Below are 21,396 nucleotides of genomic sequence, written 5' to 3' on the forward strand. Positions count from 1 at the left end.
TGATCTCGGTGTTTCAGCACCTCAAACAAATCTGAGGGGGACTCGTATGTACGACGTCATTGTGGTGGGCGGCCGTTGTGCCGGATCACCGGTCGCGATGCACCTGGCCCGACAGGGTCACCGGGTCCTCGTGGTGGACCGGGCCTCGTTCCCCAGCGACACGGTGTCGACCCACTACATCCACCAGGCCGGTCTGCTGCGGCTCCAGGAGTGGGGCCTGCTCGACGAGATCATCGCCGCCAAGACCCCGGCGCTCCGCAAGATGCACTACTCCTACCGGGGCATCGAGCTCAACGGGTTCGCCGACCCCGTGGACGGCGTCGACGCCGTCTACTGCCCGCGCCGCACCGTGCTCGACGAGATACTCGTGAACGCCGCCCGCCGGGCCGGCGCCGAGGTCCTGGAGAACTTCACGGTGTCCGACCTCGTCTTCACCGACGGCCGCGTGACCGGCATCCGGGGACGCGAGGGGGACGGCCCGGAGAAGGAGTTCCGCGCCACCGTGGTCATCGGTGCGGACGGCTTCCACTCCACCGTCGCCAAGAAGGTCGGAGCCGAGCTGTACAACGTGCGCCCCGCGTCGGGCTTCATCTACTACTCGTACTACAGCGGGCTCGACGACTGGGGCCTGCACCACAAGACCGGCTTCAACGAGAAGTGGTTCGGCACCTGGCCCACCAACGACGGTCTGAACATGCTGGCCGTCATCCTCACGCGGCGCCAGCTCAAGGAGTTCCGCCAGGACGTCGAGGCCGGCTTCCAGGGCGTGTTCGACGACGTCTCCCCGGAGATGGGCGCGCAGCTGCGCGACCAGGGCCGGCGCGAGGAGGCCTTCAGGCCCATGCGCTACCCGGACAACTACTACCGCCGCGCCTACGGTCCGGGCTGGGCGCTGGTCGGCGACGCCGGCTACCACAAGGACCCCTACACCGGATGGGGCATCACCGACGGCTTCCTGCACGGCGAGCTCCTCGCCGAGCGCGTCCACCAGGGCCTGGCCGGCGAGCGGCCGATGGACGAGGCGCTGGCCGAGTACAACAAGCTGCGCGACGAGGAGAGCGCCGGCGTCTACGACTTCACGACGACCCTCGGCGAGCTCACCGAACTCCCGCCGTTCTTCCGGGCGACGATGGAGGCGATGGGCAAGACGCAGGAGTGGACCAACAAGATGCTCGGCCTGATCGGCGGCATCGTCCCCGACTACGAGGTCTACGCACCGGACGCCCTGGAGGCGCTCTACGACGCCGCCGGCACCCCGCAGCACGAGCGGATCTACGACCCGTCGGCCGGCTGACGACCCCGCGGTACCGGCCCCCCACGGCCCCCCCACGGCCCCCCCACGGCCGGGAGCGACGGCCGGGCGCCCCTCCGGTGAGCCCGCCGTCACCGGCGTCCGGCGCCCGGCGGCCCGCCCCTCGCGACCCCGGCACCGGCCGGCAGCAGAGGCCGTACGTGCCCCGGCGGACCCCGGATCCCGCCGATCCTCCCGCCCCGCCCTCCCCGCTCTCCCAGATCTCCCCGCTCTCCCGCTTTCCCGGCGGACCGCCGGCGCGCCCTTCGCCGCGCCGTGCGACCACCGTTCAGCCACCTTGCCGTCCCGCGCCGCGCGGGGTCCGGTGCGGCCTCCCCACAGGCCCCGGACCCCCGGCGCTCCGGCAGCGCCTTCCATGCGCTTCACCCTCCGAGGGAGCCCCGCAGATGACGCGTGCGACCAGCATGTTCGACCTCATCAGTGACCAGGACGAGGAAAGGCCCTATTTCGAGACAGGCGGCATCGGCCGGTCGCACGAGTTCTACACCGGCGACGAGCAGCACCGACTGGAGATGTCCCGCATCTACGGCCGACGCTGGCTCCCGGTGGACCACGTCTCCCGCCTCAAGGAGAAGGGCGCCTACAGCACCCTGAACATCGGCACCGGATCCGTCCTCCTCATCCACGGGGACGACGGGATCCAGGCCTACCACAACTACTGCCGGCACCGCGGCTACAAGCTCGTGGAGGAGGCCACCGGCAAGCGGCAGAGCCTGGTCTGCCTCTACCACTGCTGGGTCTACGACCGGAACGGCAAGCTGAAGAGCCTCAACGGCACCTACCTGGACCACTTCTTCGAGAAGGAGAAGAACGGCCTGCTGCCGGTGCGCACCGAGGTCCGCCACGGGGTCGTGTTCATCACCTTCTCGGACGACGCCCCCGACCTCGACGCCTCGCTCGGCGAGTTCGGCGAGTTCGCGAAGGTCTACGAGCTCGCCGACCTGGAGTGCGTCGAGGCGAAGGACTACCCCGTCGCCTCGAACTGGAAGCTCGTCGCGCACAACGTGAACGAGAGCCTGCACTTCCCGACCGCCCACAAGGACCTGCACCGCATCACCGACTTCGACGACGCGGGCACCTACGACCTCAAGGGCGACATCGTCGGGGCGTGGCAGGCGCTCCGCGGCGACTACAACTCCGTGTCCATGACCGGCCGCAGCAGCCGGACGCCCATGGAGCTGGTTCCCGAGAACGACCGCAACAAGATCAACTGGATCACCATCCTGCCGAACCTCCTCTTCGGGTTCACCGCCGACTACGTGATGATGCAGTGGGTCTGGCCCGAGACCGCCGGCACCTGCTTCGTCCGGCACTTCTGGCTCTTCCACCCCTCCGAGACCGCCAAGAGCGACTTCTCCCACGAGGCCGTGTTCGCGCTGTGGGACAAGGCGAACTACGAGGACTGGGAGATGTGCGAGCGGACGCACCGGGGCCTGTCGAACCCGCTGTGGACGCCCGGGCAGCTCTCGCTCGACGAGGAGGTCGTCTCCCAGATCGACTCCTGGGTCGCCCGTGAGTGCGCCGGGGCCCCGGACGCCGACGCGCGCGGCGAGGACACCGCCGAGCCCGGGGAGGCCGCGGAGTGAGTACGACAGCCACCTGCTACCTGATAGGCGGCACCCGGGTCCTCACCCAGTGCGCCGCACAGCTCCTCGACGCGGGCGTACGCGTCGAGGGCGTCCTCAGCGACGACCCCGCCGTGACGGCATGGGCGCAGGCCCGCGGGATCCCGGTGCTCGACCCGCGCGGCGACCTGACCGAGACCCTCTCGGCGAAGCCGTTCGACTACCTCTTCAGCATGGTGAACTTCCGCATCCTGACCGCCCCGGTGCTCGGCCTGCCGAAGATCGCCGCGATCAACTTCCACGACGGGCCGCTGCCCCGCTACTCCGGCAGCCACGTCCCGGCCTGGGCCCTGTACGAGGGCGCCTCCCGGCACGCGGCCACCTGGCACCGGATGACGGAGGCCGTCGACGCCGGCAGCGTGCTGCTGGAGCGCTGGTTCCCGGTCCGCGACCACTCCACCGCCCTGTCCCTCACGTACGAGACGGCCGAGGTCGGCATCGACCTCTTCGCCGGCCTCGTCCCGCACGTGGTGGCGCGCACGCTGCCCGAGCCGATCGACACCGGCGACCGCGAACGCAGGTTCTACCGCCGGTCCGACCGCATGGCCGACGGCGGCGTCATCCACGCCGGAACGTCCGCCGCCGAGGCCGTCAGGATCTCCAAGGCCCTCGACTTCGGATCCTTCCCCAACCCTCTGGGCGTGCCGACCCTCGTCACGGAACAGGGCGCGGTGTTCACCCGGCAGGTCAGGCTGGTCCCGCGCGACGACACGCGCCCCGGGACCACCGTGCTGGCCGTGAGCAACTCCGCCGTCACCCTGGCCGCCCCCGACGCGGACCTCGTGCTGAGCGACTGCACCGACGTCGACGGCAGCGCGCTCAGCGGCCAGGCGGTCGCCCAGCGCCTCGGCCTCACCCCCGGAGCCGCGATGCCCGCCGCTTCGGCGGAGCGCCTGGCGGACATCGCCGCGGCCCAGAAGCTGCTGCGGCCCCACGAGCCCTGGTGGCGCGCCCGACTGGCGCGGCTGCGCCCCGCCCCGCTGCCCGCCGACGACTTCTCCGCGGCCGGCGCCCACTACGGGCGCTACGAACTGGCCTTCACGCCGGCCTCACGGGAGGAGGCCGTCGCGGTGGCCCGCGCCTTCCTCACCGTGATCGCCGAACGCACCGGCGAGGACGTCTTCGACTTCGCCTGGTCGCCGTCGGCCGCGCGCGTCCTCGCCGACCGCACCCACGGCATCACCGCCGCGCGCCTGCCCGTACGGTTCGAGGGCGACACCACCCGCTCCCTGCGGGACAAGTTCGACGAGGCGGCGGCCCGCCAGGGCTACGCCGGCGACCTCGAACTCCGGCTCGGCCTGGCCGGACGGCCGCTCGGCGACGACGAGCCGAGCTTCACCCGCGTCATGGTGCTGGACCGCAGCGCGGGGGAGGAGGCGTCCGCCGAACCGCACACCGAGATCGCCCTGCTCTGCCTGCGGGACGGCCCGCCCACCATCTGCGTCCGGGAGACGGCGATGGGCGAGGACGAAGCGCTCGACCTCACCCTGCGGGTCGAGGACCTGCTCCTGACGTCCCTCCTGCACGGCGAGGAGCCCCACACCGAGCCCGACACCGAGCCCGGTGCCGAACCCCGCGACGCGGTGCGGCCGGCCGAGCCGCGGCCGGACGCCGCCGCCACGGCCACCGCCCCGCCGGAGACCGCGACGGTACTGGACCTGTTCGCCGCCGCCGCGGCCGAGCGGCCCGGCGCCACCGCCGTCCGCAGCGGCACCCGTACGCTCACCTACGCCGGCCTGGACGCCTGGGCCGACGCCGTCGCCGCCCGCCTGCACGACGAGGGCGTCGAATCCGGCTCGGTGGTCGGCGTCCTCATGGAGCGGGACGTCACCCTGCTCCCGGCCCTGCTCGGAATCCTGCGCGCCGGCGCGGCCTTCCTGCCCCTGGACCCCGGCTACCCGCTGGAGCGGCTCCAGCGGTACGTGGAGGTCTCGCGGTGCGACCTCATCCTCACCGACGACCGAACCCACGCCCTGGGCGCCTCCCTGGGCCCCGCGCGGCCCGTCCCCGGCGCCGACGGCTCGGCGCAGGCCGTGCCGCCGCGGGTCGCCGCCTCCGATCTGGCGTACGTCCTGTTCACCAGCGGGTCGACCGGCAAGCCCAAGGGCGTGGAGATCGAGCACGGCGCGCTGGCCAACTTCCTCACCGGCATCGGCGCACGCCTGGGAGTGCTGCCCGACGACACCGTGCTCGCGCACACCACGGTGGCCTTCGACATCTCGCTGCTGGAACTGCTCCTCCCGCTCACGACCGGGGCGACCGTCGTCCTGGCCTCCCGGGAGACCGCGGCGGACCCGTACCGGCTGGCCGAACTCACCGCCGGCGTCACGGTGGCCCAGGCGACCCCCAGCCTGTGGCGCCTGCTGCTGGGCACCGGCTGGACCCCGCACGCGGGCCTCACCGTCCTCTCCGGCGGCGAGGCGCTCCCGCCCGCCACCGCCGAGCGGCTCCACGCACCGGCCCGCGCCCTGTGGAACCTGTACGGCCCGACGGAGGCGACGATCTGGACCTCCTGCCACGAGGTCACCTCGGTGGGCTCCTTCCTGCCGCTGGGCGAGCCCCTGCCGAACATGGAACTCCACGTCCTGGACGCCGAGTCGAAGCCGGCCGGGCCCGGAGCAACCGGCGAGCTGTACCTCTCCGGGGCGGGACTCGCCCGCGGCTACACCGGCCGGCCCGACCTGACCGACGAGGTCTTCACCGTCCACCCCGTGACCGGTGACCGGCTCTACCGGACCGGTGACGAGGTACGCCTCCACGCGGACGGCGCGATCGAGTGGCTGGGCCGTACCGACGCCCAGGTGAAGGTGCGCGGCAACCGCATCGAGCCCGCGGAGATCGAGCGGGTGCTGGAGAGCTTCGAGGGCATCACCGCCGCCGTGGTCGTCGCGGCACGGTTCGAGGGACGCGGCGAACCGAGGCTCACCGCCTACCTGGTGGGCGACGGCGTCCCGGCCAGGTCCCGCCTCGACGCCTTCGTCGGCGGTTCCCTGCCCGGCTACATGGTGCCCGACGCCTACGTCAGCCTCGACGCCATGCCGCTGACCGACAACGGCAAGGTGTCGCGGGCCAAGCTGCCGCTGCCGACGCGCGACACGATCATCCCTTCCGCCGAGGGGTCCGCCGGAACGGCGGTGGACGAGGCGGAAGCCGTGGAGTCCCCGCAGCCGCTCGCGGAAGGGGTCACGGAAGAGGTGCTCGCGCGGTCCATCGCGGGCGTGTTCGCCGCCACGCTGGACCAGGCCTCCTTCGACGTGCACGCCAACTTCTTCGACCTGGGCGGCGACTCGGTCAACGTCACCTCCGCCGCCGTCCGCCTCAGCCGCGAGCTGGGCGCCGACATCACCGCCCCGTCGCTCTTCGCCTCCGGCACCCCGGCCAAGCTCGCCCGGCTGCTGGGCGCGGAGGGAGTGGTGCGGCTGCTCGACGGCCCGGAGGCAGCCGAGGACGCCCCCGCCCCCACGGAGCCCGCGACGACGCCGCCGGCCACGACCGCACCGGCCACGACCGCACCGGCCACGACCGCACCGGCCACGACCGCACCGGCCACGACCGCACCGGCGGCCCCCGCCCCCGCGGCAGCGGCCCCCGCGGAGCCCGCCCGGCCGCTCGCCGACGACGGCGCCCTGGCCGTCATCGGCATGGCGTGCCGGTTCCCCGGAGCCGCCACGCCCGACGAGTTCTGGCAGAACCTCGTCGACGGGGTCTCCAGCGTCGGGGACGCTCCGGACGGCAAGCGCGGCTGGGCCCACCTGTGGTCCGAGGCCGGCGCCGACGACGTCCGCATGGGCTGGGTGGACGGCGTGGAGCACTTCGACGCCGCCCGCTTCGGGATCAGCGACCGCGAGGCCCGCCGCATGGACCCCCTCCAGCGGATCCTGCTCAGCGTGACCGCGGAGGCCCTGGAGAGCTGCGGCCACGACCACACCTCCCTCGGCGCCGACACCGGCGTCTTCGTCGGAGCCATCGCGAGCGACTTCCCGGAGATCGTGGCGCGCAGCATCGGCCACGGCGACCCGCACGTGGCGACGGGCACGGCCCCCTCCATGGTCGCCAACCGGCTGTCGCACGTCTTCGACTGGTCGGGCCCGAGCTTCACCGTCGACACGGCCTGCTCCTCCTCCCTCGTCGCCCTGCACCAGGCGGCCATGCACCTGCGGGCCGGCGAGGTGGACGCCGCCGTCGTCGGCGCCGCGAACCTGGTCCTCACCCCGGCCAAGACGCGCTCGTTCGCCCGCAACGGGATGCTGTCCCCGCAGGGGACGTGCCGCGCCTTCGACGACGGAGCCGACGGCTACGTACGCGGCGAAGGCGCCGGCGCCGTCATCCTCAAGCGGCTCGCCGACGCCGAACGCGACGGCGACCCCGTCCTCGCCGTGATCCGCGGCACCGCCGTCAACCACACCGGCGGCAGCGCCGGCTTCCTCACGGCGCCCAGCCGGCCCGCCCAGGAAGCCGTCCTGCGCAGGGCCCTGGCCGGGTCCGGGCGCACCGCGGCCGACATCGGCTACATCGAGGCGCACGGCACCGGCACCCAGCTCGGCGACCTCATCGAACTCGAAGCCCTGCACGCCGTCCTGGGCGGGCCCGCCGGCCGCCGGCCGGTGGCCGTGGGCTCGGTGAAGACCAACATCGGACACCTGGAGCCCGCCGCCGGCATCGCCGGACTCATCAAGACCGTCCTGGCGCTCCAGGCGGGGCACATCCCGCCGTCGCTGAACTTCAGTACCCCGAACACCTCCTTCGACTTCGACGCCTCACCCCTGTTCGTCGCCGACCGGCTCCAGCCGTGGGGCGCCGGTCCGCGCGTCGCGGGCATCAGCAGCTTCGGCTTCGGCGGAGCGAACGCCCACGCCGTCGTCGAGGCCGGCCCCGCCACGGCAGCGGACGGGGACGAGCCCGGACCGCAGCTGCTGGTCCTCTCCGCGGGGTCGGACGAGGCGCTGCGCACACTGGCCCACCGGCTCGTGCTGATGCTGCGCTCCGCCTACTGCCCGTCCCTCGAAGCGCTGAGCGGGGCGAGCCGGCAGCGGCCGGCCCAGTCCCACCGGCTGGCGTGCGTGGCGGACAGCGTGGAGCAGCTGGAGGACAAGCTGCAGCTGTTCCTCGCAGGTGTCGGGGACGTCCGCTCCCTCCACCTGGGGGTGGCCGCCCGGGCGGCACGCGTCCACGAAGTGCCCCACGGCGGCGGAGCGGACCGCCGTGCGCTCGACGCGGCGGCCCGCGCGTTCGCCGACGGCGCCGAGCTGCCCGCGGCGCAGCGCCGCCGGTCGGGCGTGCGCTTCCCGACCAGGCCCCAGGCCGAGAAGTACCTGTGGCTGGAGCCCGCCGAACAGCCGCGGGCCGTCGTACGGGAGCCCGCGCCCGGCCGTACGGGGGACACCTGGACGGAGCACCCGGACGCGGCCGAGCACGTGGTCCTCGGCAGGCCGACGCTGCCCGGAGCCGGATACCCCGGCAAGGTCGCCGAACTCCTCGGCCGCGACCGGTTCGGCCTGCGCGACCTCACCTTCCGGGCGGCCGTCGTGGCCCCCGCGACCCTCACCGCCGAGCTCGACGGGGAGGCGGTCGCCTTCCGCGACGGCACCGGAGCCCTGGTGGTCACCACCGGGGTGACCGCGCCGGAACAGCCCTCGCTCACCGTGCCGGCCGTCGCCGACGGCTTCACCCCCGTCGCGCTCGACGAGATGTACGACGCCTTCGAGCGCACCGGCCTCTCCTACGGCGCCGGCTTCCGGACGGTGGCCGAGCTCTCCGTGGCCCCAGGGCAGGCGACCGGTGTGCTGCGCGGCGCCGGACGGACCGACGGCGCCGTGGACGCCCGGCTCCTGGACGGGGCCTTCCAGATCGCGCTCGCCGCGTGCGGTGCGCGAGGGCTGTACGTACCGTTCACCGTCGAGCGGCTCACCGTCCTCGGCCGGCTTCCCGACACCGCCCGCGTCTACGCCCGGCGCGACCGGGACGGCGGACCGGACGCCGGTCTGCTGACGGCGAGCCTGGTGGTCCTCGACGGGGACGCACCGGTCCTGGAGGCACGCGGGATCACCTGGAAGCGGCTCTCCCCGGCACCGTCGCCCGGGGGCACGGGAGACGACGCGCGGGACGGCCACCGCCCCCGGCCGACGCCCGCACCGGCGCCCGCACCCGCACCGGTCCGGGTCCCGGGTGCCGTAGCCAACGGTCACCGTCCCGCGCCGGCCCCCGGCCGTCCGGCGGCCGCGGCGCTCGACGCCGCACTGGCCCGCTGGGTGGCGGAAGCCCTGGAACTGGACGTCGACGAACTGGAGACGGACCGCCCGCTGCAGGAACAGGGGCTCGACTCGATGCTCGCGGTCTCCCTGGCCCAGGACATCCGGACCAGGCTGGACGTGGACATCCCCGTGACGCTGGTCCTGGAGGTCGGCACGGTCGACCGGCTGGCCGCCGAGCTGCGGGACGAGTACGGGGTCGTCGCGGCACCTGCCGAAGCGGGTCCCCCCGCGACCGTTCCCGAAGGGCGCGAAGAGCCGGTCCCGGCCCCCGCCCCGGTCCCGGCCCCCGCCCCGGTCCCGGCCCCCGCCCCGGTCCTGGCCCAGGCCCCCGCACCGGCTCCGGCCCCGGTACCGGCGGCCCCGCTGCCCGGCGCCCCGGCCACCGGTGAAGAGGAGCCGCACGACATCGCCGTCATCGGCTTCGACGGAGTGTTCCCGAACGCCGGGAGCCCCGAGGAACTGTGGCGGGTACTGGTGGAGGGCGAGGACTGCCTCACCGAAGTGCCGGCGTCCCGCTGGGACATCGACTCCTACTACGGGACCGAGGGCGCGCCCGGCACCGTCTACCTCAGACGCGCCGGCTTCGTCCAGGGACTGACCGACTTCGACCCCGGCTTCTTCCGGCTGTCACCCGCCGAGGCGGAGTGGATCGACCCCCAGCAGCGTCACCTCGTCCAGTCGGCCTGGCGGGCCCTGGAGGACGCCGGCCTCGCCGGACGCCCCCAGCGCTCCACCGGGGTGTTCGTGGGCGCCAGCTACCAGCACTACCGCGACACGGTCGTCGGGGACGTCGTCCAGACGGCGGCCGGCCTGGGCAACCACAACGCGATCCTGGCCAACCGGGTGAGCTATTTCCTGGACCTGCACGGGCCGAGCATGACGATCGACACGTTGTGCTCCTCGTCGCTGGTGGCCCTGCACACGGCGGTGCGCAGCATCCGCGACGGCGAGTGCGAACAGGCCATCGTCGCCGGCGTGCACCTGGCCATGTCACCGCAGTACTTCCAACTCGGCTCGCGCCTGCGCTCGTTCTCCCCGTCCAACGCGCTCCGGCCGTTCGATGCGGGGGCGGATGGTTTCGTGCCGGGTGAGGGTGTGGTGACGGTGGTGGTGAAGCCGTTGCGGGACGCCTTGCGTGACGGTGACCGGATCCGGGGTGTGATCAAGGGCAGTGCGGTCAACCACGGTGGCCGGACGAGCGGTCTGACGGTCCCGAGCAGCGCGGCGCAGCAGGAGGTCATTGCGGCCGCGTTGCGTGATGCGGGTGTGCCGGTGGAGTCGATCGGTCTGGTCGAGGCGCACGGGACGGGCACCGGGTTGGGTGATCCGATCGAGGTGGAGGGTCTGACGCGTGCGTGGCGTGGTCTGACGGGTCGTTCGCAGTTCTGTGCGATCGGTTCGTTGAAGGGGAACGTGGGGCATCTGGAGCCGGCCGCGGGTTTGGCGGGGTTGGTGAAGGTGTTGCTGGCGATGGAGCACGGTGTGGTTCCGCCGTCGTTGCACGTGGTGCGGCCCAATGATCACATCCGGTTCGAGGAGTCGCCGTTCTATCTGGCGGACCGTGCTCTGGAGTGGCCGAGGAGTGGTGGTCCGCGTCGGGCGGCGGTGAGTGCGTTCGGGATGGGCGGTGTCAACGCCCATGTGATCGTCGAGGAGCCGCCTGCCGCACCCGTGCGGGAGGTGGTGGCGCAGGACTCGTATGTCGTGCGGGTCAGCGCCGCCGACGAGACGGCACTGCAGACGCTCGCCGGCACCTACGCGGACGAACTGCTCGGCGCATCGGGAGAGACGCTGGGGGACTTCGCGCACACCGCGAACACCGGGCGTGCGGGCCACCGCTTCCGCTCGGTGGTCCACGGCGCCGACGCCACCGTGCTGACGGCCGCCTTGAAGGAGATCGCCGCCGGCCGCGTCCCGGCCTCCCGCAAGGGGGGCAAGGCCGGTCCGAACGTGTTCGTGTTCACGGGGCAGGGGTCGCAGTACGCGGGTATGGGCCGTGGTCTGTACGCGGCGGAGCCGGTGTTCCGGGCGGCGTTGGAGGAGTGTGCGGCTCTGCTGGTGCCGCATCTGGACGTGCCGCTCCTGGAGCTGTTGTTCGGTGGTGAGGCGGGCCGGCTGGACCGGACCGGGTACGCGCAGGTCGGGATCGTGTCGGTGCAGGTGGCTCTGGTGCGCTGGCTGGAGTCGGTCGGTGTCCGTCCGGACGCGGTGGCGGGTCACAGTCTGGGTGAGCTGACGGCGGCGTGGGTGGCGGGGGTGCTGCGGCTGGAGGACCTGCTGCGGTTGACGGCTCTGCGCGGGCGGTTGATGGAGGCGCAGCCGGGCCGGGGGGCCATGGCGGTGGTCCACGCGGACGCGGATGTAGTGGTGTCGGCTCTGGCGGGTTGTCCGGGTGTGGAGGTCGCGGCGTTCAACGCTCCGCGTGTGGTGACGGTTTCCGGGCCCGCGGACGCGGTCGCCGCGTTCCGTGAGGGTTCGGGGCTGCGGTCGACACCGATGGTGGTCAGCCACGCGTTCCACTCGGCGTTGATGGAAGGCGCGGTCGCCCCGTTCACCCAGGCGGTGGCGGGCACGGTGCTCTCGGCTCCCGCCCTGCCCTTCGCCTCCTCCGTCTCCGGCACGTGGCATTCGCCCGAGACCGCCGTCGATCCCGCGTACTGGGGCCGGGCGATCAGGGAGCCGGTCCGCTTCGGGGAAGCGACCGCGACGCTCGCCGGACTGGGCGCGGGCGCGGTGTGGGAGATCGGTTCCCACCCCCAGCTGACCCCGCTCGCGCGGGCTTCCTGGGGCGAACCGCAGCCGCTGTGGCTGAACACGCTGCGCCGCGAGCGCACCGATCAGGCCGAACTGCACGCGGCCCTGGCCGCCTATGTGAACGGGACCCCGGCCGATCTGGACTGGCAGGGTCTGCACGCCGGCAAGGGGCAGCGCACGACCACCATCCCCACCTACCCCTTCACACGGCAGGAGCTGGTGGCGCCCGCCGCCCGCCCCGCCGATACGGCGACGAGTCCCGTCAGTCACCCGCTGTTCGACCGTCACTACGAGTACCGGAGCGAGGGACAGTGACGTACCCGGCCGAGACCTACGAGAAGACGTTCACGGGCCAGGAGCCCTTCATCGCCCAGCACCGGTCCGCCGGTACCGGGCTCCTGCCCGCCGCCGTGCAACTGGAAATGGCCATGGTCGGCGTCGCCCGGCGCGGGCCGTTCGCACCGCTGGAGCTCACCGACGTGACCTTCCTGCGGCCCCTCACCATCAGCGAGGGCGCGGCGGCTCCCGTCCGGCTCGACGTGACCTTCGGGCCGCGGACCCGCTTCGAGCTGAGCACCGTCGTCGCAGGCGAGCGCAAGCCGCTGTCCACCGGTACCGGCCGGCTGCTCCCGGACGCCTTCCAGGCGCCGCCCGCCGGCCCCGGCCCGCAGCCGGCCGGCCCGCTGACCCTCGCCCCGTCCCGGCTGTACGACAGCTGGGCCCGTGAGGGCCTCCAGTACGGGCCCGACTTCCGCACCGTCCAGGAGCTCGCCGTCGGCGACGGCGGCGTGGTCCGGGCCACCCTGCGCTCCGACGCCGAGCCCGTGCCCTGGTACGCCCACCCGCTCCTGGTGGACGGGGTGTTCCAGGTCGTCAGCTGTGCGCTCCAGGACCTCACGGGATCCGACGGCCCCCACCCCATGCTGCCGATCGGCCTCGCCCGCCTCCGGGTCCTCACCGACCTCTCGGCACTGTCGTCCGGTGTGACCGTCCTGGTGCGCCGCACCGGCGTCGACGGTGCGTACGCCACCGCCGACGCGACCGTGCTGGGGCCCTCCAACGAGATCGCCGCGGAGTTCGAAGGGCTCCGCATGCGGCGGACCGCCGCCGTCGGGGGGCGGACCGCCGCCCCGGCCCCGGCACGATCCGCCGCGCTGCCCATCAGCCGGATCGTCTGGCGTCCCGCACCCGCGGACGCCGCCGGCCGGCCCGAGCCGGTGACCGGCACCTGGGTGGTGCTGCACGACGGCGGCACCGACGGGCTCGGCGCGCGCACCGCCGAGCGGCTGCGGGCCGGGGGCGCCCGCGTGGTGGAGGTCGGTACCGGCCCCTCCGCGCCGCAGCCCCGTGACCGTGACCGGCTGACGCTGGCGCAGCCCGACGAGGCGGCGTTCCGGCAGCTCTGGGAGGAGGTCGGGGACCCGGTCGCGGGCGTCGTGCACCTGTGGAACGCCGACGACGCGGCCGACGGTTCCCGCAGCGAGGAGGCGGAGCTCCGCGTAGGCCTCTACGGATGCCTCGCCGCCCTGCGGACCCTCGGCGAGCGGCAGCGCAAGTCCCGCTTCCTCGTGGTGACCCGGGACGGGCAGCCGGTCGCGGACGGGGACCGGCCGGTGCCCGCGCGCGCCGCCCTGTGGGGGTTCCTCCGCACCGCCGCCATCGAGTACCCGGGCCTGCGCCCGCGCCTCGTCGACCTCGACCGGACCTCCGACGGCGGGCTCACCGCACTCCTGGCGGAACTCGGCGACGCCGCCGGCCCGACCGAGACCGGCTACCGGGAGGGCGTCCGCCGGGTACCCGTCCGGGTCCGCGACCGGTCGGCGCACGCCGCGCCCCGCCCGGGGCCGGGGCCGATCAGGCCGGGTGGCCGCTACCTCGTCCTCGGCGGGCACGGGGGGCTGGGCCTGGAGCTCGCCGCCCGGTTCGCCCGCGAGGGCGCCGGCGTCGTCGCGCTGGTCAGCCGTTCTGGAGCGCCCGCCGCCGGCGGGGACCCGACCGCCGCGATCCGCGCGTACGGGTGCGAGGTCGTCTCCTACCGGGCCGACGTCACGACCCCCGGCTCCCTGGCGGCCGTGGTGGACCGGATGCGGACGGAGTTCGGCGAGCTGCACGGCGTGGTCCACGCGGCCGGCACGCTCAAGGACGGGCTCATCCGCAGCGCCACCGGCGAGGACATCGCCGCCGTCATGCGGCCCAAGGCCGACGGGGTCCGCGAACTGGCCGCCGCGGTGGCCGGGCAGGACCTGGACTTCGCCGTGCTGTTCGCGTCGGTCTCCGGTACGTTCGGCAACCTCGGCCAGGGCGGCTACGCCGCCGCCAACGCCTACCTGGACGCCTTCGCCCACGCGTACGGCTCGCCGTGGCTGAGCGTCGACTGGGGCCTGTGGGGCGAGGTCGGCATGGGCACGGCCGTCGCCGAGCAGCTGAGCCGGCGCGGCGTCCGGCCCCTCGGCACCGCGGAGGGGCTGGACGCCCTGATCGCGGTACTGGAATCGCCGGAGGACCCCCGTCAGGTGGTCGTCGCCCACCCGGACGCCGGCCACGTGGTCATCGCGCCCGACGACGACGAGGAGCCGGCGGACGGTCCCGCAACGCCTTCCGCCGTACGGGAACCGGCCGCCCGGACCGCCCGGGCCGTCGAGGTCGTGGAAGCCGCGGCGGCCGGCGCGGGCGCCGCGGAACGCGTCGCCGACGAGCTGGAGAGGTTCCTCGCCGAGCGGCTGGGCCTCGCCTCCTTCGACCGCGACGCCCCGCTGTCGGACTACGGCCTGAGCGCGAGCTCGATCATGAGCGTCGAGCTGTCGGAGGAACTGTCGCGCAGGTGGGGCGTCCACCTCCCGGCGACGCTCTTCCTGGAGTACGGCGAGTTCGCCGAACTGGTCCAGGCCCTGACCGACCGCTACGGCGCGGCCGTCGCGCTCGCGGCACCGGAGCCCGACGGGTCCGCCCCCGTCCCCGCCTCCGAAACCGTCCCCGCGCCCGAGCCGCTCCCGCCCGCCTCACCGGACCACCCGCGCCCGACACCGCGTCCGACCCCGCAGCGGCGGCCGGCGGCCGCCGGCCGCGGCGCGGACGTCGCGATCGTCGCCTTCTCCGGCGACCTGCCGGGCGCGGCCGGCGGTGCGGCCGAACTGTGGCCGCTGCTCCGCTCCGGCGGGCACGCCTTCACCGAGGTCCCGGCGGAACGCTGGGACGTCGACGCCCACTTCGAGCCGCGCGGCCGCGGGATGACGGGCACCTACTGCCGGACCGGCGCCTTCGTCTCCGGCATCGACCGCTTCGACCCGTCCTTCTTCGGCATCTCCGTACGCGAGGCCGAGGACATGGACGTGCAGCAGAAACTGCTGCTGGAACACGCCTGGACGGTCCGGGACGACAGCGGTCTCGCGGACCGCCGCGACATCGGCGTCTTCGTCGGCGCCACCTACACCCACCACCGCGACGCGCAGGGACTGGAGACCGTCGGCCCGCACACCGCGCTCGGCTCCATGAACGCGGTACTGGCCAACCGGATCTCGTACGCCCTCGACCTGACCGGCCCCTCGCAGACCGTCGACACCCTGTGCTCCTCCTCCCTGGTCGCCGTCCAGCAGGCGGTCGCCGCACTGCGCGCGGGCCACTGCGGCGCCGCCATCGTGGCGGCCTGCCAGGTCGGGCTGACCCCGTGGTACTACCGCAGTCTGAGCCAGCTCGGCGCACTGTCGGAAGGCCTGCCCCGGCCCTTCGACGAGCGGGCGGACGGATTCCTCCCCGGCGAGGGCGCGCTGGCCGTGATGCTGAAGCCCCTGGCGGACGCGGAACGGGACGGCGACCGGATCTGGGGCGTCATCCGCGGCACCGCCGTCAACCACGGCGGCCGGGGCAGCGCCCTCCCGGTGCCCCGCAGCGAGGCCCAGGCCGCAGTGGTCCGGGCCGCCCTGGACGACGCCGGCCTGGCCCCGGCGGACATCTCCCTGATCGAGACGCACGGCACCGCGACCCGGCTCGGCGACCCGATCGAGATCGCCGCGCTGACCGAGGTGTTCGGCGGCGACCCGGACCGCGGCGGGCCGTGCCACATCGGCACGGTCAAGGGCAACATCGGACACCTGGAACCCGCGGCCGGACTCGCCGGACTGCTGAAGGTGCTGCTGTGCCTGCGGCACCGCGAGATCCCGCCCGTCGCGGGCTTCGAGCAGCCCAGCAGCCACCTGGACCTGTCCGCCGTGCCGTTCGTGATCCCGGACGGGCCCCGGCCGTGGACCTCGCGGGGGCCGCGCCGGGCGGGCGTCAGCTCCTTCGGCATGGGCGGCACCAACGCGCACGTCGTCGTGGAGGAGTACCCCGGGCAGCCCCCGTACGGGGAGGCCCACGCGCGGGACGAGTACCTGCTGGTCCTGTCCGGCCACACCCCGGACGCCCTGCTCCGGCGCATGGAGGACGTCCGGCCCCTGCTGCACGGCGCGGCGGACGAGCCGGCCGCGCTGTGCCGCTCCAGTGCCGTGGGACGGGACCACCGGGCGCACCGCGTCGCGGTCCTGGGAGCCACGGCCGAGGAGCTGAGCACCGGACTGGCACGGGCGCTGGACCTGGGGGACCGGGCACCCGGCACCGTCGTCCGCGGCGCGACGGTGCTCGACGGCGCCTCGACGGAGCTCGGCGAGGCGGCCTTCCGCTACGTCGGCGGCGGTTCCGTCGACTGGGCCGCGGTGTACCCGGGCCCGCCGGCGCCTCGTCGCACCCTGCCGCCCTACCCGTTCGGGGCACGACCCGACACGGCCGCGTCGGACGTGGGCGCGGAGGACACGGCCGCGGCGGTGAGGCGGCTCACGGCCGCCCACCGGGTGCTCGGCGAGGACACCGTGCCGGGGGCGCTGCCCCTCGCCCTCGGCCTGCGGTCGAGCGGTGTCCTGACCGGGATCGCCTTCACAGGCCGGGGGACCGGAACCCATCCCCTCACCAGCGACCTGGGCGACCCCGCCCGCACCGGCCCCGCCGCCTTCCGGCACGCCGACCGGGTCATCGCCCGGCTCACCACGGCCGGCACCCCGACCGGGCCCGTGCCCGGAGCCGCGGACCTGGCCGCCGTACGGGCCGGACTCGGCCGCACGCTGGAACCGGACGGCCTCTACGCCTGGTTCGCGGCGAAGGGCATGGAGCTCGACGCCCCGCTCCGGTCGATCACCGAGGTGCGGTACGGGCCGGGCCGGGTGCTCGCGCGGATCGCCCTCCCCGCCGACGGCCCGCTGGAGGCCGAGGCGGTCGCGATGGACGCCGCCCTCCAGGCCATGGCCGTCCTCACCCTGGCGGATCCCGCCTCCCCCTCGGGGACGTACCTGCCGGTCTCCATCGGCCGGGCGACCCGCTGGGCGGACCCGGCGGGCACGGCGTACGTCCTCCTCGACGGCGCGGAGCCCGGAAGCGACGGAACGCGGCGCGGTGACGCGACCCTGTTCGCCGCCGACGGGCGGGTGCTGGTCCGGCTCGACGGGATCGAGTACCGGACGGTGACGGTGACCCGCGACGACCCGTCCCCCTCCGCTCCCGCTCCCGCCCCCGTCCCCGCTCCCGCCCACCGCGGTCCGCGGGACGCGGCGGCGGAGGCGGCGATCGTCGCGGTGGTGCGCACCGTCCTGCACGACCCGGGTGTCACCGCGACCACCTCACTGTCCACCGCGGGCCTCGACTCCATGCTGGCGACGGCCGTCGCGGACGAGGTCGAGGAGAAGTACGGGGTGCGGATCGGCCCGATGGACGTCCTGGACGCCGCGGACTGCCGGGCGCTCGCCGCACACGTCGCCGGCCTCGCGGCCGACGGGGTGTTCGGGCCCGGCACGGCACCGGACGAGGCCCCCGCACCGGCCCCGGACACGACATACGACACGCCCCCCGCACCGGTCGCTGCTTCGGCGACCGCCACAGCCCCCGCCGCGGTCGCCGACACCGTGCCCCCCGAGGACATGGCGGTCATCGGCCTGGCCCTGGCACTGCCCGGCGCCCCGGACGCGGAACGGTTCTGGTCGCTCCTCGCCGGCTCGGGCGACCAGATCCGCCCGGCTCCGGCCCACCGCTGGGGCCCGTACGCCGACGCCGCCGAGCCCGACGTGGGCGGATTCCTCGACAACGTCGAGGAGTTCGACGCCCGGTTCTTCGACTTCTTCCCCAAGCAGGCGGAGGTCCTCGACCCGCAGGCCCGCTGGCTGCTCCGCACGACCTGGGAGGCCCTGGAGTCGGCGGGCCTGCCGCCGAGACGACTGACCCCCTCCACCGGGGTGTTCGTGGGCGCCAGCTACCAGCACTACAAGGACTTCAACATCGCGCCCGAGCTGGACGCCCCCAGCGGCCTGGGCAACCACAACGCGTTCCTGGCCAACCGGGTGAGTTATTTCCTGGACCTGCACGGGCCGAGCATGACGATCGACACGTTGTGCTCCTCGTCGCTGGTGGCCCTGCACACGGCGGTGCGCAGCATCCGCGACGGCGAGTGCGAACAGGCCATCGTCGCCGGAGTCCGCGTCGCCATGTCCCCCCTGCACTACGTCGCGATGCGGAACCTGCGGGCGCTGTCCCCGTCGGGTGCCTCCCGGCCGTTCGATGCGGGGGCGGATGGTTTCGTGCCGGGTGAGGGTGTGGTGACGGTGGTGGTGAAGCCGTTGCGGGACGCCTTGCGTGACGGTGACCGGATCCGGGGTGTGATCAAGGGCAGTGCGGTCAACCACGGTGGCCGGACCAGTGGGCTGACGGTCCCGAGCAGCGCGGCGCAGCAGGAGGTCATTGCGGCCGCGTTGCGTGATGCGGGGGTGCCGGTGGAGTCGATCGGTCTGGTCGAAGCGCACGGGACCGGCACCGGGTTGGGTGATCCGATCGAGGTGGAGGGTCTGACGCGTGCGTGGCGTGGTCTGACGGGTCGTTCGCAGTTCTGTGCGATCGGTTCGTTGAAGGGGAACGTGGGGCATCTGGAGCCGGCCGCGGGTTTGGCGGGGTTGGTGAAGGTGTTGCTGGCGATGGAGCACGGTGTGGTTCCGCCGTCGTTGCACGTGGTGCGGCCCAACGATCACATCCGGTTCGAGGAGTCGCCGTTCTATCTGGCGGACCGTGCTCTGGAGTGGCCGAGGAGTGGTGGTCCGCGTCGGGCGGCGGTGAGTGCGTTCGGGATGGGCGGTGTCAACGCCCACGTGATCGTCGAGGAGCCCCCTGCCGCACCCGTACGGGAGGTGGTGGCGCAGGACTCGTACGTGGTACGTGTCAGCGCCGCCGACGAAACGGCACTGCGCAACCTCGCCGGCACCTACGCCGACCGGTTCGACGCCGTACGCGACGACCGGGAGACCGCCGACCTCTGCCACACCGCCAACACCGGGCGCTCTCCGATGGAGTTCCAGACCGCCGTCCACGGACGTACGGCCGTCGAACTCGCCACCGCGCTGCGCTCCGTCGCCGCCGGGGTCATCACGCCCGCCCGCGTCGACCCCGACCTGACCGCGGAAGCCGCGGCGGTCCGCACCGGGTCGGCCCCGGCGCCGCACCGGCCCGCCGGCGCCGCCGAGCTGGCCCGGGCCGGCTACGCGCACATCGACTGGCGTGCGCTCTCCGCCGCGGACGCCCGGGTCACCGACCTCCCCACCTATCCGTTCGAGCGCGGGTCCTACTGGCACGACACCACCGACCGCACGGTCGCCGAGCCCGCCCCGGCACCCGCCACCGAGGCGGTACGCGTCGCCTGGCGCGTCCGGGACCTGGCCCCGGTACCCGCCCCCCAGGGGGCGACGGTCCGCCTGGTCACCGCCGACCCGGAGATCGGGCACGCGCTGACCAGGGCCCTCCGGGACCGCGGCACGACCGTCGTCGAGCCCGGCCACCCGGCGGACGCGGCCATCGTGGTCGACTCCCGCGACGGCCGCGACGCCCGGCCCCTCGACCTGAGCGGCTTCTGGGCCGAGCTGGGCGAGCTGGTGGCCTCGCTGCCGGCGCACGGGACCCTGCTCCGGGCCGGGTTCCACGACGCCGCCGTGCACCCCGGCGAACTCGGCGGCCTGCGCCCCGAGCGGGCCGCCATGGCCATGGCCGTACGGGCCGCCGGAGCGGAGGGCCGCAAGCCCACCCTGACCGTCCACCTGGACCCGGCCGACCCGGCCGGGGTCCTGGCCGACCGCATCGCCGCCGAGTACGCCGCCCTGGCGGCCGGTGCGGCCACCGGAGCCGACGCCGACGGCGGAACGGCCGCCGTCGCCTACCGGAGGGGCCTGCGCCACACGCCGCACTCCCTCCCCGCCGCGCCCGGCGCACCGTACGCCCTGCCCGCCGAGGGGTACTTCCTGGTCACCGGGGGACTGGGCGCCGTCGGACTGCGCCTGACCGAGCGGCTGATCGACCGGGGTGCCAGGCGCATCGGCATCATCGGCCGGTCGGCCGTCGACCCCGCGCACTCCGCCCCCCTGCGGGACCTGGCGGCGCGGGCCGAGGTCGAGTACGTCTCCTGCGACGTGTCCGACCCCGCGGCGCTCGCCGCCGTCGCCGGGCAGCTGGGGCGGCGCTGGGGCCGGCTGGTCGGCGTCGTGCACTCCTCCGGCGGGGTCAACCCGTTCGGGGCCGTGCAGCGCCGGCCGTGGAGCGACGCCGAGAGGGTGCTCGCCCCCAAGGTCCCCGGTTCGCTGAACGTCGTACGGCTGGCCAAGGAGCAGGGCGCCGACTTCGCCGTCCTCGTCTCCTCGATCGCCGGCACGCAGGCCCTGGCGGGCCGGGGACTGGTCGACTACAGCCTCGCCAACGCCTACCAACTGGCGCTCGCCGAGCGGGAGACCGACCCGGTCACCACGGTCACCGCGCACGCGTGGCCCAACTGGGCGGGCATCGGCATGAAGGCGGACGCGTCCTTCTCCGCCGACCGCTCGATCGACGCCGAGGACGCACTGGACGCCTTCGTCGACCACCTCCGGTCGGGCGGCGCCGTGATCTTCCCGGGGGCCGGGGCCGCCACCCCGCCCCGGCCCGCGGAGCCCACCGGGTCCGCACCGGCCGGGGTACCGGCCCAGGCGCAGGCCCAGGCGCAGGCCCAGGTGCCCGCCAAGGCGCCGGCCCGGGCTCCCGCGGTCCCCGCACAGGCGCACGCCGGGCACGACTTCGGGGCCATGCGCGCCCGGGTCCGGGAGGCCTTCGTCCACGTGCTGGGGGAGGACCCCGGCGAGCGCCCGCTGCCCGGACTGGGCCTCGACTCGCTCGTGATCGCCGAGCTGACCACCGCGCTCGAACAGCGCAGCGGCCTGAGCGTCGACCCCTCGCTGCTGATGCGGGCACGCACCGCCGACGACATCGCGGCCGGACTCGCCGCCCACGGGGCACCGCCCCCGGACGGTCCGCCCGCTCCCGACCGCGACCGCGGCCGCGACGAGGCCCCCGCCTCCGCCCTGAGCGCCCTGCTGCGCCCCCTGCTCCAGCGGGACGGCCGGCGATGACCGGGCCGCGCACGACCGCCGCA

Annotated in this window: 4 protein-coding genes; all 4 read left to right on the forward strand. The window is 74.4% G+C overall.

All coding sequences use genetic code 11. The annotated features are described in order from the left end of the window. Positions 1 to 46: 46 nt before the first annotated feature. The 4 genes from OG553_RS36955 (at position 47) to OG553_RS36970 (ending at position 21,373) form a co-directional block, all read left to right on the forward strand. On the forward strand, positions 47 to 1,294 hold the full coding sequence (locus OG553_RS36955; RefSeq protein WP_331728474.1) for an NAD(P)/FAD-dependent oxidoreductase: 1,248 nt from the start codon (positions 47 to 49) through the stop codon (positions 1,292 to 1,294). Between the two features lie 404 nt (positions 1,295 to 1,698). Continuing rightward, entirely contained in the window at positions 1,699 to 2,898 is a 1,200-nt protein-coding gene (locus OG553_RS36960) for an aromatic ring-hydroxylating dioxygenase subunit alpha (RefSeq protein ID WP_331728477.1), read from the forward strand. Then, complete coding sequence (locus tag OG553_RS36965) at positions 2,895 to 12,257, forward strand: amino acid adenylation domain-containing protein (RefSeq protein WP_331728480.1); 9,363 nt, start codon at positions 2,895 to 2,897, stop codon at positions 12,255 to 12,257. Before OG553_RS36960 ends, OG553_RS36965 begins: the two co-directional genes overlap by 4 nt. After that, positions 12,254 to 21,373: an SDR family NAD(P)-dependent oxidoreductase gene (locus tag OG553_RS36970; protein ID WP_331728482.1), complete on the forward strand. Its 9,120-nt coding sequence runs from the start codon at positions 12,254 to 12,256 to the stop codon at positions 21,371 to 21,373. Before OG553_RS36965 ends, OG553_RS36970 begins: the two co-directional genes overlap by 4 nt. Positions 21,374 to 21,396: the final 23 nt, after the last annotated feature.

This window comes from Streptomyces sp. NBC_00158, from assembly GCF_045160885.1.
In the GTDB taxonomy this organism is placed as follows: domain Bacteria; phylum Actinomycetota; class Actinomycetes; order Streptomycetales; family Streptomycetaceae; genus Streptomyces.

Bases quoted from the DNA above. Each gene is read 5' to 3' on its own strand.
- OG553_RS36955 (WP_331728474.1), top strand. From the start codon at position 47: ATGTACGACGTCATTGTGGTGGGCGGCCGTTGTGCCGGATCACCGGTC.
- OG553_RS36960 (WP_331728477.1), top strand. From the start codon at position 1,699: ATGACGCGTGCGACCAGCATGTTCGACCTCATCAGTGACCAGGACGAG.